12 protein-coding genes and 4 tRNA genes are annotated in these 16,141 nt (G+C 55.2%); all 16 read left to right on the top strand.

The window, feature by feature from the left end:
• Nucleotides 1-154 precede the first annotated feature (154 nt).
• Complete coding sequence (gene birA / locus FPT12_RS16000; protein ID WP_145017343.1) at nt 155-1,114, top strand: bifunctional biotin--[acetyl-CoA-carboxylase] ligase/biotin operon repressor BirA; 960 nt, start codon at nt 155-157, stop codon at nt 1,112-1,114.
• Entirely contained in the window at nt 1,104-1,853 is a 750-nt protein-coding gene (locus FPT12_RS15995) for a pantothenate kinase (protein ID WP_145017341.1), read from the top strand. Before birA ends, FPT12_RS15995 begins: the two co-directional genes overlap by 11 nt.
• 7 nt (nt 1,854-1,860) lie before the next feature.
• On the top strand, nt 1,861-2,307 hold the full coding sequence (locus FPT12_RS15990; protein WP_145017339.1) for a hypothetical protein: 447 nt from the start codon (nt 1,861-1,863) through the stop codon (nt 2,305-2,307).
• A gap of 142 nt (nt 2,308-2,449) precedes the next feature.
• Nucleotides 2,450-2,534, top strand: a tRNA-Tyr gene (locus FPT12_RS15985).
• A 25-nt stretch (nt 2,535-2,559) separates the two neighbouring features.
• A tRNA-Gly gene (locus FPT12_RS15980) sits at nt 2,560-2,633 on the top strand.
• Between the two features lie 26 nt (nt 2,634-2,659).
• A tRNA-Thr gene (locus tag FPT12_RS15975) sits at nt 2,660-2,735 on the top strand.
• Nucleotides 2,736-2,819: 84 nt separating this feature from the next.
• Entirely contained in the window at nt 2,820-4,013 is a 1,194-nt protein-coding gene (gene tuf, locus FPT12_RS15970) for an elongation factor Tu (RefSeq protein ID WP_145017337.1), read from the top strand.
• A 53-nt stretch (nt 4,014-4,066) separates the two neighbouring features.
• Nucleotides 4,067-4,142, top strand: a tRNA-Trp gene (locus FPT12_RS15965).
• A 45-nt stretch (nt 4,143-4,187) separates the two neighbouring features.
• Nucleotides 4,188-4,556, top strand: a complete 369-nt coding sequence (gene secE, locus FPT12_RS15960) for a preprotein translocase subunit SecE (protein WP_019693884.1) — start codon at nt 4,188-4,190, stop codon at nt 4,554-4,556.
• A gap of 9 nt (nt 4,557-4,565) precedes the next feature.
• Complete coding sequence (gene nusG / locus FPT12_RS15955) at nt 4,566-5,099, top strand: transcription termination/antitermination protein NusG (protein WP_003186097.1); 534 nt, start codon at nt 4,566-4,568, stop codon at nt 5,097-5,099.
• Nucleotides 5,100-5,216: 117 nt separating this feature from the next.
• Complete coding sequence (rplK, locus tag FPT12_RS15950) at nt 5,217-5,648, top strand: 50S ribosomal protein L11 (protein ID WP_008008888.1); 432 nt, start codon at nt 5,217-5,219, stop codon at nt 5,646-5,648.
• Complete coding sequence (gene rplA, locus FPT12_RS15945; RefSeq protein ID WP_019693883.1) at nt 5,648-6,343, top strand: 50S ribosomal protein L1; 696 nt, start codon at nt 5,648-5,650, stop codon at nt 6,341-6,343. Before rplK ends, rplA begins: the two co-directional genes overlap by 1 nt.
• A gap of 198 nt (nt 6,344-6,541) precedes the next feature.
• Complete coding sequence (gene rplJ, locus FPT12_RS15940; RefSeq protein ID WP_007970413.1) at nt 6,542-7,042, top strand: 50S ribosomal protein L10; 501 nt, start codon at nt 6,542-6,544, stop codon at nt 7,040-7,042.
• Between the two features lie 75 nt (nt 7,043-7,117).
• On the top strand, nt 7,118-7,483 hold the full coding sequence (gene rplL, locus FPT12_RS15935; RefSeq protein ID WP_145017335.1) for a 50S ribosomal protein L7/L12: 366 nt from the start codon (nt 7,118-7,120) through the stop codon (nt 7,481-7,483).
• Nucleotides 7,484-7,703: 220 nt separating this feature from the next.
• Nucleotides 7,704-11,777 carry a DNA-directed RNA polymerase subunit beta gene (gene rpoB, locus FPT12_RS15930; RefSeq protein ID WP_054594279.1) on the top strand — a complete coding sequence of 1,358 codons (4,074 nt, stop codon included), beginning with the start codon at nt 7,704-7,706 and terminating at the stop codon, nt 11,775-11,777.
• A 63-nt stretch (nt 11,778-11,840) separates the two neighbouring features.
• Nucleotides 11,841-16,040 (top strand): DNA-directed RNA polymerase subunit beta', encoded by a 4,200-nt coding sequence (rpoC, locus tag FPT12_RS15925; RefSeq protein WP_123582270.1) that lies wholly within the window; start codon nt 11,841-11,843, stop codon nt 16,038-16,040.
• Nucleotides 16,041-16,141 lie beyond the last annotated feature (101 nt).

Here is a 16,141-nt window from a genome sequence, read left to right as displayed (position 1 = left end):
TCATCGTCAAGATTAAATTCCGAAACCCCTATCTGCGTATGCAGGTAGGGGTTTTTTTTTGTCTGCGAGAAAGTTGATTCCGGAGTCTTACGATTTCTATGCAACGGCTCGGGGCATGGCTATCATGCGGGCCTCATTGTGAGGCGATACTTGCATGCTGACGTTGTTAAAGCTCCTAAAGGACGGTCGTTTCCACTCCGGCCAAGCGCTGGGCGCCGCTCTAGGTATTAGTCGCAGCGCTGTATGGAAACAACTCCAGCACCTTGAGGCTGAGCTGGGTCTTTCTATTCACAAGGTGCGTGGTCGTGGTTATCAACTGAGTGCGCCGTTGACTCTGCTCAACTCCGCGGAGATCGCTGAGCATTCACCTGCTTGCGGTTGGCCTGTACTGGTCTTTGATTCTATTGATTCCACCAACGCTGAAGCCTTGCGCTCTATCGAGCGCGGAATGGCTGCGCCATTTCTTGTGCTTGCAGAGCGACAAACTGCTGGTCGCGGCCGACGCGGCCGCAAGTGGGTGAGCCCGTTTGCCGAAAATGTCTACTATAGCCTCGTGCTGCGAATCGATGGTGGCATGCGCCAGCTTGAGGGGCTTAGCCTGGTCGTCGGTCTTGCCGTGATGCAAACACTGCGCGATCTGGGCATTGCCGGAGCAGGTTTGAAGTGGCCTAACGATGTCCTGGTGGGTGAGAAGAAAATCGCCGGCATATTGTTGGAGTTGGTTGGGGATCCTGCGGATGTGTGTCATGTCGTTCTGGGTGTGGGAATCAATGTCAATATGCAGATTGCTGATGAGGTCGATCAGCAGTGGACCTCTATGCGTCTCGAAGCAGGTAGGGCGTTCGATCGTAATCTTCTAGTGGCGCGTTTGGGGATTGTTCTCCAGGAATACCTGAGTCGTCATCAGTCGGTGGGGTTTTCAGCGCTTCGGGCGGAGTGGGAACAAGGCCACCTGTGGCAGGGGCGTGCGGTTTCGCTGATTGCTGGAGTGAGCCGGATTGATGGTGAGGTGATAGGGATTGATGGCCAGGGTGCATTGCGTTTGAACGTGGGCGGCGTAGAAAAAGTGTTTAGTGGTGGTGAGCTAAGTCTGAGGTTGCGCAATGATTCTTGAGCTCGACTGCGGGAATAGCTTTATCAAATGGCGTGTGCTGCACGCAGATGCGGCACGGTTGGTTGCTGAGGGGGTTGTCGACTCGGACCTGGCTCTGTTGGAAAGTTTGCGCGGCTGTGATGGTTTGAGTCTCAAGCTTTGTCGGCTGGTAAGCGTAAGAACCAATGAAGAGACCGCTGCGCTAGTTTCCTTGCTGGTCGATGCATTCGGTGTAACGGTGTCCTGTGCGGCGCCGGCTCGTGAAATGTCTGGGGTTCACAACGGTTACGAGGATTATCAGCGGCTGGGCCTTGATCGCTGGCTTGCGATGCTTGGCGCATTTCATCTTGCGTCGGGAGCTTGTCTGGTTCTCGATTTTGGTACTGCGCTTACCGCAGACTTCGTTGCGGCGGATGGCGAGCATCTAGGAGGGTTTATTTGTCCGGGAATGCCCTTGATGCGTAACCAGTTGCGCACCCACACCCGGCGAATCCGCTATGACGATCTTGCGGCATCCAGGGCGCTCGATAGCTTTGAGCCGGGGCGAAATACAGTGGAGGCCGTCGAGCGTGGATGTTCATTGATGTTAAGAGGGTTTGTCCTTACGCAACTGGAGCTGGCGCGCAGCTATTGGGGGCAGGAATTCTCGGTGTTCCTCACTGGTGGTGATGCAGGCCTGGTTTCTGGAGTCGTGCCAGAAGCGCGGGTGGTGCCGGATCTCGTATTTGTAGGTTTGGCCATGGCGTGCCCATTGTCCTGAGGTTTTTATGCGTTGGTTGTTTCTGCTGTTGCTGGTCCTCAATGTGTTCTATTACGTCTGGCACCAACAGGAGGCGCCCTTGCGTGCGAAGGACGTCACTCCGTTAAGTTTGTATAAAGGTTCGCAGCAGGACATTCGTCTGCTGAGCGAAACCCCTGATGCGGCGGCTGCACGTGATAAGGGTAAATCTGCACAGGCAGATACCAGTTGCCTTTATCTGGGTGGTTTTGCTCGTCAGGAAACGGCGAAGACGCTTGAACAGCGATTGGCCACTCTCGACATCAAGGTTCAGCAGCTATCGGTTTCTCTTCCTGATTCTGTTGGATATTGGATGCGTGTAGCTCCAGAGAGCCGGCGTTTGGCTGATGATTCCGTGCTGCAGAACCTTGCTAAAGAATTCAATGAGTTAAAACATAAAATAATGCCGTGCGAGGGGGTTGCAACTGCTGAATAGGTTGCATAGAATGGCGCCCGCTTCGCAGTGAAGACCTTTAACGGTCAATAGTGCGAAGCGAGGTCAACGCAGCTAACCTCAGGTTTTTAATGAGAAAATGCTTGACAGAAGGCTGGCATGATGTAGAATGCCGGCTCGCTTAGGAGGGGTTCCCGAGCGGCCAAAGGGATCAGACTGTAAATCTGACGTCTACGACTTCGAAGGTTCGAATCCTTCCCCCTCCACCATTTTTAGCGTGAGCTGCAAGCTTACGCGGGTATAGTTTAGTGGTAGAACCTCAGCCTTCCAAGCTGATGATGCGGGTTCGATTCCCGCTACCCGCTCCAAGTTTGCAGGTTGTGCAAAGTGTTTCGCTCTTGTAGCTCAGTTGGTAGAGCACACCCTTGGTAAGGGTGAGGTCAGCGGTTCAAATCCGCTCAAGAGCTCCATATAACAAGGCAGATATGAAAATATCTGCCTTTGTTTTAATGGCTAGTGTGACTTGCTTAATTCTTCTCCTAGGGGTGATTTCGATGGCTAAGGAAAAGTTCGAACGTAATAAGCCGCACGTCAACGTAGGCACCATTGGTCACGTTGACCACGGTAAAACTACTCTGACTGCCGCTCTGACCCGCGTCTGCTCCGAGGTTTTCGGTTCGGCCAAGGTTGACTTCGACAAGATCGATAGCGCCCCAGAAGAAAAAGCTCGTGGCATCACCATTAACACTGCTCACGTTGAGTATGATTCGGCTGTGCGCCACTACGCGCATGTTGACTGTCCGGGTCACGCTGACTACGTGAAGAACATGATTACCGGTGCTGCCCAAATGGATGGTGCTATCCTGGTTTGCTCGGCCGCTGATGGTCCGATGCCGCAAACCCGTGAGCACATCCTGCTGTCCCGTCAGGTAGGCGTTCCGTACATCGTGGTTTTCCTGAACAAGGCAGATCTGGTGGACGATGCTGAGCTGCTGGAACTGGTTGAGATGGAGGTGCGCGATCTGCTGAGCACTTACGACTTCCCAGGTGACGACACTCCAATCATCATTGGCTCGGCGCGTATGGCGCTGGAAGGTAATGATGAAAACGAGATGGGTACCACTGCTGTCAAGAAGCTGGTTGAGACTCTGGACAGCTATATCCCAGAACCTGAGCGTGCTATTGATAAGCCGTTCCTGATGCCAATCGAAGACGTATTTTCGATCTCGGGTCGCGGTACTGTTGTGACTGGTCGTATCGAGCGCGGTATCGTTCGCGTTCAGGATCCGCTGGAAATCGTTGGTCTGCGTGACACTGCTGTCACCACCTGCACCGGTGTTGAAATGTTCCGCAAGCTGCTCGACGAAGGTCGTGCTGGCGAGAACTGCGGCGTGCTGCTGCGTGGCACCAAGCGTGACGACGTTGAGCGTGGCCAGGTTTTGGTTAAGCCGGGTTCGGTTAAGCCGCATACCAAGTTCACCGCAGAGGTTTACGTTCTGAGCAAGGAGGAAGGTGGCCGTCATACTCCATTCTTCAAGGGCTACCGTCCGCAGTTCTACTTCCGTACGACTGACGTGACTGGTAATTGCGAGCTGCCGGAAGGTGTTGAAATGGTAATGCCAGGCGATAACATTCAGATGACTGTTACCCTGATCAAAACCATCGCGATGGAAGATGGTCTGCGTTTCGCTATCCGTGAAGGCGGTCGTACCGTCGGTGCTGGTGTCGTAGCCAAAGTCATCGAGTAAGTTGTTGTAATGTCTTTTTTAGGCCGGCATAATGGTCGGCCTAATTTTGTTTTAGGTCAGTAGCTCAATTGGCAGAGCGACGGTCTCCAAAACCGTAGGTTGGGGGTTCGATTCCCTCCTGACCTGCCAGATTCACTCAGTGTGTCTGGCTTTCTTTTCACAGGATCTTCATAGATGACTCCTAAAGCTGAAGCTCAAGGCTCTCGCTTCGATCTGCTCAAGTGGCTTGTAGTAGTCGCCTTGGTGGTTGTTGGCGTTGTCGGCAATCAGTATTACCATGCTGCGCCGATCCTGTACCGTGTACTCGCTTTGCTTGTTATTGCTGCTGTAGCTGCCTTTGTAGGCCTGCAGACAGTCAAGGGCAAGTCTTTCTTTGTACTGGTTAAGGAAGCTCGCACCGAGATTCGTAAAGTCGTGTGGCCAACTCGCCAAGAAACCACGCAGACCACCCTGATTGTGGTGGCTGTTGTTCTGGTTATGGCGTTGCTGTTGTGGGGGCTTGATTCCCTGCTCGGCTGGCTTGTTTCCTTGATTGTTGGCTAAGGGTGTCCCGTGGCTAAGCGTTGGTACGTTGTGCATGCTTACTCGGGTTACGAGAAGCATGTCATGCGCTCGTTGGTCGAGCGTGTAAAGCTGGCTGGCATGGAAGATGGCTTCGGCGAAATTCTGGTTCCCACTGAAGAAGTGGTTGAAATGCGTAATGGCCAGAAGCGCAAAAGCGAGCGTAAGTTCTTCCCTGGTTATGTGTTGGTCCAGATGGATATGAACGAGGGTACTTGGCACTTGGTCAAGGACACTCCTCGGGTGATGGGCTTCATCGGCGGTACCGCTGATAAGCCGGCACCGATCACTGACAAAGAAGCGGAAGCAATTCTGCGTCGTGTTGCTGATGGTAGCGACAAGCCGAAACCCAAGACTCTGTTTGAGCCGGGTGAAGTGGTTCGTGTTACCGACGGTCCGTTCGCTGATTTTAATGGCACGGTCGAAGAAGTTAACTACGAAAAGAGCCGGATCCAAGTTGCAGTGCTCATTTTCGGTCGCTCTACTCCGGTAGAGCTAGAGTTCAGCCAGGTCGAAAAGGTCTAGCCGAACAAGCATCCCAACCCCGCAGCCCTAGGCTGTGGGGTTTTGTCGTCACTGGGATAAACGCGCAAGTAACCGGGGAGCCTCTCGAGGCGTTCGAACCCGTAATTGGAGTGCCTCATGGCCAAGAAGATTACCGCTTACATCAAGCTGCAAGTGAAGGCCGCTCAGGCTAACCCAAGCCCACCTGTTGGTCCTGCTCTGGGTCAGCACGGCGTGAATATCATGGAATTCTGCAAGGCTTTCAACGCCCGTACTCAGGGTATTGAGCCAGGTCTGCCGACTCCAGTGATCATCACTGTCTACAGCGACCGTAGCTTCACTTTCGAAACAAAAAGCACCCCGGCTTCGGTTCTGCTGAAGAAGGCTGCTGGTTTGACTAGCGGTTCCGCTCGTCCAAACACCGTTAAGGTTGGCACTGTAACTCGTGCTCAGCTGGAAGAAATCGCGAAAACCAAAAACGCGGATCTGACTGCAGCTGATATGGAAGCAGCCGTGCGTACTATCGCCGGTTCTGCTCGTAGCATGGGCCTTAACGTGGAGGGTGTGTAATGGCTAAGCTGACCAAGCGCCAAAAGGCTATCGCCGGCAAAATCGAAGCAGGCAAGGCCTACAACTTTGTAGACGCCGCTGCTCTGCTGGCTGAGCTGTCGACTGTCAAGTTCAGCGAGTCGTTCGACGTTGCTGTGAACCTGGGTGTTGACCCGCGTAAATCTGACCAGGTTGTTCGTAGCGCTACTGTGCTGCCACACGGCACTGGCAAGACCGTTCGCGTTGCTGTGTTCACCCAGGGCCCAGCAGCTGAAGCTGCTCTGGCCGCCGGCGCTGATCGCGTAGGCATGGACGACCTGGCTGCCGAAATGAAAGGCGGCGACCTGAACTATGACGTAGTTATTGCTTCCCCGGATGCAATGCGCGTTGTAGGTCAGTTGGGTCAGATCCTCGGTCCACGTGGCCTGATGCCTAACCCTAAAGTCGGCACCGTAACTCCAGACGTAGCTACCGCGGTTAAAAACGCAAAAGCTGGTCAGGTTCGTTATCGCACCGACAAAAACGGCATCATCCACACCTCCGTTGGCAAAGTCGGCTTCGATGCCGTCAAGCTGAAGGAAAACGTTGAAGCCCTGATCGCTGATCTGAAGCGTATCAAGCCAGCTTCCTCGAAAGGTATTTACGTCAAGCGCGTTACCCTGAGCACCACTATGGGCCCAGGTCTGGTCATTGACCAGGGTTCGCTCGACGCGTGAGACACAGATTGGCGCAAGTAATTGCGCCAATTGAAAAATTGGGGTCCCTGCCTGGCGGGGGCTATCCAAGACCGTAGGCGACGCAAGTCTTAAACCTCAAGCCTACGCAGATGGTGCTCCCGGTTCCTTACCGAATCAGACACCAAAACGACATCTGGCCTCGGCTGGATGAAACGGTAACAAGCAGGAGTTAAACCCGTGGCAATTAAACTCGAAGACAAGAAGGCCATCGTCGCTGAAGTCAACGAGGCTGCCAAAGTCGCTCTGTCCGCTGTCGTGGCTGATGCCCGTGGCGTAACAGTAGGCGCGATGACCGGACTCCGTAAAGAGGCTCGTGAAGCTGGCGTTTACGTACGTGTTGTACGTAACACTCTGCTCAAGCGCGCTGTTGCTGACACTGAATTCAGTGTTCTCAACGACGTGTTCACTGGCCCGACCTTGATTGCATTCTCCAAAGAACATCCGGGCGCTGCTGCTCGTATCTTCAAAGAGTTCGCAAAGGGTCAGGACAAGTTCGAGATCAAGGCAGCTGCGTTCGAGGGCAAGTTCCTCGCAGCTAACCAAATCGACGTACTGGCAACCCTGCCGACCCGTGACGAAGCAATTTCTCAGCTGATGAGCGTGATTCAAGGCGCTACCAGCAAATTGGCTCGTACTCTGGCGGCAATTCGCGACCAGAAAGAAGCTGCTGCAGCCTAAGGCTCGTCAACTTCTCGCGTTTTTTGTTTTTTTCGATGGTCGCGTAGGCCGTCCCCAATATCAGGAATTAGATTCATGTCTATCTCTCAGAACGATATCCTTGAAGCAGTTGGCAGCATGTCCGTAATGGAAGTTGTTGAGCTGATCAAAGCTTTCGAAGAAAAATTCGGTGTTACCGCTGCTGCTGCATCGGCTGGTCCAGCTGCTGCTGCCGCTGTTGTTGAAGAGCAAACTGAATTCAACGTCATGCTGACCGAAGCTGGCGAGAAGAAAGTTAACGTGATCAAGGCTGTACGTGAACTGACCGGTCTGGGCCTGAAAGAAGCCAAGGCTGTAGTTGACGGCGCTCCTGCCATGGTTCTGGAAGCTGTTGCCAAAGACGCAGCTGACAAAGCCAAAGCAGTTCTGGAAGAAGCAGGCGCTAAAGTCGAGCTGAAGTAAGCTTCGACTTTGCGTCTCCAGCCCGAGCGTTAAGCGAAAGGCTGATGGCTGGTGGCTCTTGCCACCGGCCTTTTTCCGTTATTGGCAGCCGACTGGGTCGGTGTTGATAACGAGCTGTAACCACCCGATGCGGTGGCGCAAACCATGGGGTTTGCACGATTTTCTGGCTGCTCCCGTCGGGAGGGGCCAAACAAGCAGGTGACCAAGCTGGGGAACGCTGATGGCTTACTCATATACTGAGAAAAAACGTATCCGCAAGGACTTTAGCAAGTTGCCGGACGTCATGGATGTGCCGTACCTCCTGGCCATCCAGCTGGATTCGTATCGTGAATTCTTGCAAGCGGGAGCGACTAAAGATCAGTTCCGCGACGTGGGCCTGCATGCGGCCTTCAAATCCGTTTTCCCGATCATCAGCTACTCCGGCAATGCTGCGCTGGAGTACGTCGGTTATCGCCTGGGCGAACCGGCATTTGATGTCAAAGAATGCGTATTGCGCGGTGTGACTTACGCCGTACCTTTGCGGGTAAAAGTGCGCCTGATCATTTTCGACAAAGAATCGTCGAACAAAGCGATCAAGGACATCAAAGAGCAAGAAGTCTACATGGGTGAAATCCCCCTGATGACTGAGAACGGTACCTTCGTAATTAACGGTACCGAGCGTGTAATCGTTTCCCAGCTGCACCGTTCCCCGGGCGTGTTCTTCGACCACGACCGTGGCAAGACGCACAGCTCCGGCAAACTGCTGTACTCCGCGCGGATCATTCCTTACCGCGGTTCGTGGCTGGACTTCGAGTTCGACCCGAAAGACTGCGTATTCGTGCGTATCGACCGTCGTCGCAAGCTGCCTGCATCGGTACTGCTGCGCGCGCTTGGTTACACCACTGAAGAAGTGCTGGACGCGTTCTACACCACCAACGTCTTCCACGTGCAAGGTGAAAACCTCAGCCTGGAACTGGTGCCTCAGCGCCTGCGTGGTGAAATTGCTGTCCTGGATATCCTGGATGACAAAGGCAAGGTTATTGTCGAGCAAGGTCGTCGTATCACCGCTCGCCACATCAACCAGCTGGAAAAAGCCGGGATCAAAGAGCTGCAAGTGCCTCTGGACTACGTCCTGGGTCGCACTACCGCCAAGGTCATCGTGCATCCGGCAACCGGCGAAATCCTGGCAGAGTGCAACACCGAGCTGAACACCGAGATCCTGGCGAAAATCGCCAAGGCCCAGGTCGTTCGCATCGAGACTCTGTATACCAACGATATCGACTGCGGTCCGTTCGTCTCCGACACTCTGAAGATCGACTCCACCAGCAACCAGTTGGAAGCGCTGGTCGAGATCTATCGCATGATGCGTCCTGGCGAGCCGCCAACCAAAGACGCTGCCGAGACTCTGTTCAACAACCTGTTCTTCAGCCCTGAGCGCTATGACCTGTCTGCGGTCGGCCGGATGAAGTTCAACCGTCGTATCGGTCGTACCGAGATCGAAGGTTCGGGCGTGTTGTGCAAAGAAGACATCGTTGCGGTACTGAAGACTCTGGTCGACATCCGTAACGGCAAAGGCATCGTCGATGACATCGACCACCTGGGTAACCGTCGTGTTCGCTGCGTAGGCGAAATGGCCGAGAACCAGTTCCGCGTTGGCCTGGTACGTGTTGAGCGTGCGGTCAAAGAGCGTCTGTCGATGGCTGAAAGCGAAGGCCTGATGCCGCAAGACCTGATCAACGCCAAGCCAGTGGCTGCTGCGGTGAAAGAGTTCTTCGGTTCGAGCCAGCTGTCCCAGTTCATGGACCAGAACAACCCGCTGTCCGAGATCACCCACAAGCGTCGTGTCTCTGCACTCGGCCCTGGCGGTCTGACGCGTGAGCGTGCCGGCTTTGAAGTTCGTGACGTACACCCGACTCACTACGGTCGTGTATGCCCGATTGAAACACCGGAAGGTCCGAACATCGGTCTGATCAACTCCCTGGCCGCCTATGCGCGCACCAATCAGTACGGCTTCCTCGAGAGCCCGTACCGTGTGGTGAAAGACGCTCTGGTCACCGACGAGATCGTGTTCCTGTCCGCCATCGAAGAAGCTGATCACGTGATCGCTCAGGCTTCGGCCACGATGAACGACAAGAAAGTCCTGATCGACGAGCTGGTAGCTGTTCGTCACTTGAACGAGTTCACCGTCAAGGCGCCGGAAGACGTCACCTTGATGGACGTATCGCCGAAGCAGGTAGTTTCGGTTGCAGCGTCGCTGATCCCGTTCCTCGAGCACGACGACGCCAACCGTGCGTTGATGGGTTCGAACATGCAGCGTCAAGCTGTACCAACCCTGCGCGCTGACAAGCCGCTGGTAGGTACCGGCATGGAGCGTAACGTGGCTCGCGACTCCGGCGTTTGCGTCGTGGCTCGTCGTGGCGGTGTGATCGATTCCGTTGATGCCAGCCGTATCGTGGTTCGTGTTGCTGATGATGAAGTTGAAACCGGCGAAGCTGGTGTCGACATCTACAACCTGACCAAATACACCCGCTCCAACCAGAACACCTGCATCAACCAGCGTCCGCTGGTGAGCAAGGGTGATCGGGTTCAGCGTAGCGACATCATGGCTGACGGTCCGTCCACCGACATGGGTGAACTGGCTCTGGGTCAGAACATGCGCATCGCGTTCATGGCATGGAACGGCTTCAACTTCGAAGACTCCATCTGCCTGTCCGAGCGTGTGGTTCAGGAAGACCGCTTCACCACGATCCACATCCAGGAACTGACCTGTGTGGCGCGTGACACCAAGCTTGGGCCAGAGGAAATCACTGCAGATATCCCGAACGTGGGTGAAGCTGCACTGAACAAGCTGGACGAAGCCGGTATCGTTTACGTAGGTGCTGAAGTTGGCGCAGGCGACATTCTGGTTGGTAAGGTCACTCCGAAAGGCGAGACCCAACTGACTCCGGAAGAGAAGCTGTTGCGTGCGATCTTCGGTGAAAAAGCCAGCGACGTTAAAGACACTTCCCTGCGCGTACCTACCGGTACCAAGGGTACTGTCATCGACGTACAGGTCTTCACCCGTGACGGCGTTGAGCGTGACGCTCGTGCTCTGTCGATCGAGAAGACTCAACTCGACGAGATCCGCAAGGACCTGAACGAAGAGTTCCGTATCGTTGAAGGCGCTACTTTCGAACGTCTGCGTTCCGCACTGGTCGGCCACAAAGCCGAAGGCGGCGCCGGTCTGAAGAAAGGTCAGGAAATCACCGACGAAGTACTCGACGGTCTTGAGCACGGCCAGTGGTTCAAACTGCGCATGGCTGAAGATGCTCTGAACGAGCAGCTCGAGAAGGCTCAGGCCTACATCGTTGATCGCCGCCGTCTGCTGGACGACAAGTTCGAAGACAAGAAGCGCAAACTGCAGCAGGGCGATGACCTGGCTCCAGGCGTGCTGAAAATCGTCAAGGTTTACCTGGCAATCCGTCGCCGCATCCAGCCGGGCGACAAGATGGCCGGTCGTCACGGTAACAAGGGTGTGGTCTCCGTGATCATGCCGGTTGAAGACATGCCGCACGATGCCAATGGCACCCCGGTCGACGTTGTCCTCAACCCGTTGGGCGTACCTTCGCGTATGAACGTTGGTCAGATCCTTGAAACCCACCTGGGCCTCGCGGCCAAAGGTCTGGGCGAGAAGATCAACCGTATGATCGAAGAGCAGCGCAAGGTTGCTGACCTTCGCAAGTTCCTGCACGAGATCTACAACGAGATCGGCGGCCGCAACGAAGAGCTGGACACCTTCTCCGACCAGGAAATCCTGGATCTGGCGAAGAACCTGCGCGGCGGCGTACCGATGGCCACTCCGGTGTTCGACGGTGCCAAGGAAAGCGAAATCAAGGCCATGCTGAAACTGGCAGACCTGCCGGAAAGCGGCCAGATGCAGCTGACTGACGGCCGTACCGGCAACAAGTTCGAGCGCCCGGTTACCGTTGGCTACATGTACATGCTGAAGCTGAACCACTTGGTAGACGACAAGATGCACGCTCGTTCTACCGGTTCGTACAGCCTGGTTACCCAGCAGCCGCTGGGTGGTAAGGCGCAGTTCGGTGGTCAGCGTTTCGGGGAGATGGAGGTCTGGGCACTGGAAGCATACGGTGCTGCTTACACTCTGCAAGAAATGCTCACAGTGAAGTCGGACGATGTGAACGGTCGGACCAAGATGTACAAAAACATCGTGGACGGCGATCACCGTATGGAGCCGGGCATGCCCGAGTCCTTCAACGTGTTGATCAAGGAAATTCGTTCCCTCGGCATCGATATCGATCTGGAAACCGAATAACACGTGACGCGAATGAGAGCGGGGCAGGATTGCCCGCTCTCTGCTCCGCCAGGAGGAAAGGCCTTGAAAGACCTACTGAATTTGCTGAAAAACCAGGGTCAAGTCGAAGAGTTCGACGCCATCCGTATCGGATTGGCATCGCCTGAGATGATCCGTTCGTGGTCGTTCGGTGAAGTTAAAAAGCCGGAAACCATCAACTACCGTACGTTCAAACCTGAGCGTGACGGCCTGTTCTGCGCCAAGATCTTTGGCCCGGTAAAGGATTACGAGTGCCTGTGCGGTAAGTACAAGCGCTTGAAGCACCGCGGTGTGATCTGCGAGAAGTGCGGCGTTGAAGTCGCGCTGGCAAAAGTTCGTCGTGAGCGCATGGCGCACATCGAACTGGCCTCGCCAGTTGCCCACATCTGGTTCCTGAAATCGCTGCCGTCGCGTATCGGCTTGCTGATGGACATGACCCTGCGTGATATCGAACGCGTTCTCTACTTCGAGAGCTATGTCGTTATCGATCCAGGCATGACCACCCTTGAAAAAGGTCAGTTGCTCAACGACGAGCAGTACTTCGAAGCGCTGGAAGAGTTCGGCGACGATTTCGATGCCCGCATGGGTGCCGAAGCTGTCCGTGAACTGCTGCACGCTATCGATCTGGAGCACGAGATTGGCCGTCTGCGTGAAGAGATTCCGCAAACCAACTCCGAAACCAAAATCAAGAAGCTGTCCAAGCGTCTGAAGTTGATGGAAGCCTTCCAGGGTTCCGGCAACTTGCCAGAGTGGATGGTGCTGACCGTTCTGCCGGTTCTGCCGCCAGATCTGCGTCCACTGGTCCCATTGGATGGTGGTCGTTTCGCGACTTCCGACCTCAACGACCTGTATCGTCGAGTGATCAACCGTAACAACCGCTTGAAGCGCCTGCTTGATCTGTCCGCTCCGGACATCATCGTGCGCAACGAAAAGCGTATGTTGCAGGAAGCCGTCGACGCCTTGCTCGATAACGGTCGTCGTGGCCGCGCTATCACCGGTTCCAACAAGCGTCCTCTGAAATCCCTGGCTGACATGATCAAGGGTAAACAAGGTCGTTTCCGTCAGAACTTGCTCGGTAAGCGTGTTGACTACTCCGGTCGTTCGGTAATTACCGTAGGTCCGACCCTGCGTCTGCACCAGTGCGGTCTGCCGAAGAAAATGGCTCTCGAGCTGTTCAAGCCGTTCATTTTCGGCAAGCTGGAAATGCGTGGTCTCGCTACCACCATCAAAGCTGCCAAGAAGATGGTTGAGCGCGAGCTGCCGGAAGTTTGGGACGTTCTCGCTGAAGTTATCCGCGAACACCCAGTGCTTCTCAACCGTGCACCGACCCTTCACCGTCTGGGTATCCAGGCATTTGAACCGGTTCTGATCGAAGGTAAGGCTATCCAGCTGCACCCGCTGGTCTGCGCCGCGTACAACGCCGACTTCGACGGCGACCAAATGGCCGTGCACGTACCGCTGACACTGGAAGCCCAGTTGGAAGCGCGCGCGTTGATGATGTCGACCAACAACATTCTGTCGCCAGCCAACGGTGAGCCAATCATCGTTCCGTCGCAGGACGTTGTATTGGGTCTGTACTACATGACTCGTGAAGCGATCAACGCCAAAGGCGAAGGTCGTGTATTCGCGGATCTGCAAGAAGTTGACCGTGTGTTCCGTGCCGGCGAAGCCGCACTGCACGCCAAGGTTAAAGTGCGGATCAACGAAACCGTCAACGACCGTGACGGCGGCAGCGTGACCAACACCCGTATCGTCGACACCACTGTCGGCCGTGCGCTGTTGTTCCAGGTTGTGCCAAAAGGTCTGTCGTACGACGTCGTCAACCTGCCGATGAAGAAAAAGGCGATCTCCAAGCTGATCAACCAGTGCTACCGCGTGGTTGGTTTGAAAGAGACCGTGATCTTCGCTGACCAGTTGATGTACACCGGTTTTGCCTATTCGACCATTTCCGGCGTTTCCATCGGTGTTAACGACTTCGTTATCCCGGATGAAAAAGCCCGCATTATCGGTGCAGCCACCGACGAAGTGAAAGAGATCGAAAGTCAGTACGCCTCCGGCCTGGTAACCCAGGGCGAGAAGTACAACAAAGTGATCGACCTTTGGTCCAAGGCGAACGACGAAGTTTCCAAGGCGATGATGGCCAACCTCTCGAAAGAGAAAGTCATCGACCGTCATGGCGTCGAAGTCGAGCAAGAGTCCTTCAACTCGATGTACATGATGGCCGACTCGGGTGCACGGGGTTCTGCTGCGCAGATCCGTCAGCTCGCCGGTATGCGTGGCCTGATGGCCAAGCCGGACGGTTCCATCATCGAAACGCCGATTACCGCGAACTTCCGTGAAGGTTTGAGCGTACTTCAGTACTTCATCTCCACTCACGGTGCTCGTAAAGGTCTGGCGGATACCGCGTTGAAAACTGCGAACTCCGGTTACCTGACTCGTCGTCTGGTAGACGTGGCTCAGGATCTGGTTGTAACCGAGATCGATTGCGGCACCGAACACGGTCTGCTGATGACTCCGCACATTGAAGGCGGTGACGTTGTAGAACCGTTGGGTGAGCGCGTATTGGGTCGTGTTATCGCCCGTGACGTATTCAAGCCAGGTACCGAGGAAATCATCGTTCCTGCCGGCACTCTGGTAGACGAGAAGTGGGTTGAATTCATCGAGCTGAACAGCATCGACGAAGTGATCGTGCGTTCGCCGATCAGCTGCGAAACCCGTTATGGCATTTGCGCCAAGTGCTACGGCCGTGACCTGGCTCGTGGTCACCAGGTGAACATCGGTGAAGCTGTCGGCGTAATCGCTGCCCAGTCGATCGGTGAGCCGGGTACCCAGCTGACAATGCGTACGTTCCACATCGGTGGTGCGGCAAGCCGGACCTCCGCAGCCGACAGCGTTCAGGTGAAGAATGGCGGTACCGTCCGTCTGCACAACCTGAAACACGTTGAGCGAGTGGATGGTTGCCTGGTTGCTGTGTCCCGTTCCGGTGAGCTGGCAATCGCTGACGACTACGGTCGTGAGCGCGAGCGTTACAAGCTGCCGTACGGTGCTGTGATTTCGGTTAAAGAGGGTGACAAGGTCGACGCTGGCGCAATCGTGGCCAAGTGGGATCCGCACACTCACCCAATCGTTACCGAAATGAAAGGTACCGTGACCTACGTGGGCATGGAAGAAGGCATCACGATCAAGCGTCAGACTGACGAATTGACCGGTATGACCAACATTGAAGTGCTCGATGCCAAAGACCGTCCAGCTGCCGGTAAAGACATCCGTCCTGCCGTGAAGATGGTTGATGACAACGGCAAGGATCTGTTGCTGCCGGGTACCGACGTAATCGCTCAGTACTTCCTGCCTGCCAACGCCCTGGTCGGTGTGGCGGACGGTGCGAAAATCGCGATCGGTGATGTTATCGCTCGTATTCCGCAAGAAACTTCGAAGACCCGTGACATCACCGGTGGTCTGCCGCGTGTTGCCGACTTGTTCGAAGCCCGTCGTCCGAAAGAAGCCTCGATTCTGGCTGAAGTCAGCGGCACCATCGCGTTCGGTAAAGAGACCAAAGGCAAGCGCCGTCTGGTCATTACCCCGAACGACGGTAGCGATCCGTATGAAGAGCTGATTCCGAAGTGGCGTCACCTGAACGTCTTCGAAGGCGAACAGGTAAACCGCGGCGAAGTTATCTCCGACGGCCCGAGCGATCCACACGACATCCTGCGTCTGCTGGGTGTGAGTGCGCTGGCCAAGTACATTGTTAACGAGATCCAGGACGTTTACCGTCTGCAAGGCGTGAAGATCAACGATAAGCACATCGAGACCATCCTGCGTCAGATGCTGCGTAAAGTTGAAATCGCTGAATCCGGCGATTCCACTTTCATCAAGGGCGACCAGATGGAGTTGACTCACGTACTGGTAGAGAACGAGCGTTTGGCTGGCGACGACAAGTTCGTTTCCAAGTTCACTCGCGTTCTGCTGGGTATCACCAAGGCGTCGTTGTCCACCGAATCGTTCATCTCGGCGGCCTCTTTCCAAGAGACCACTCGTGTACTGACCGAAGCGGCGGTAACCGGCAAGCGCGATTACCTGCGCGGCCTGAAAGAAAACGTGGTCGTGGGTCGTTTGATCCCGGCAGGTACCGGTCTGGCTTATCACAGCGAGCGCAAACGCCGCCGTGATGCTGACAAACCGTTGCGCGTAAGCGCCAGTGAAGTGGAAGCTGCACTGACCGAAGCGCTGAACTCGAGCGGTAACTGAGTTCTGCGATAAATAAGTGTAGGGCCCTGGCGCTCCCGTTCATCGAGTCGAGACAATTTGTCGAGGTTGGATGCGCGGGGAGGTCGGGGCCTTGCCTTGAC

Origin of the sequence: Pseudomonas sp. H3(2019) (assembly GCF_007713465.1) — a bacterium.
Taxonomy (GTDB): domain Bacteria; phylum Pseudomonadota; class Gammaproteobacteria; order Pseudomonadales; family Pseudomonadaceae; genus Aquipseudomonas.
Note: the sequence above shows the minus strand (reverse complement) of the source record. Positions and strands in the feature narration are given on the sequence as shown.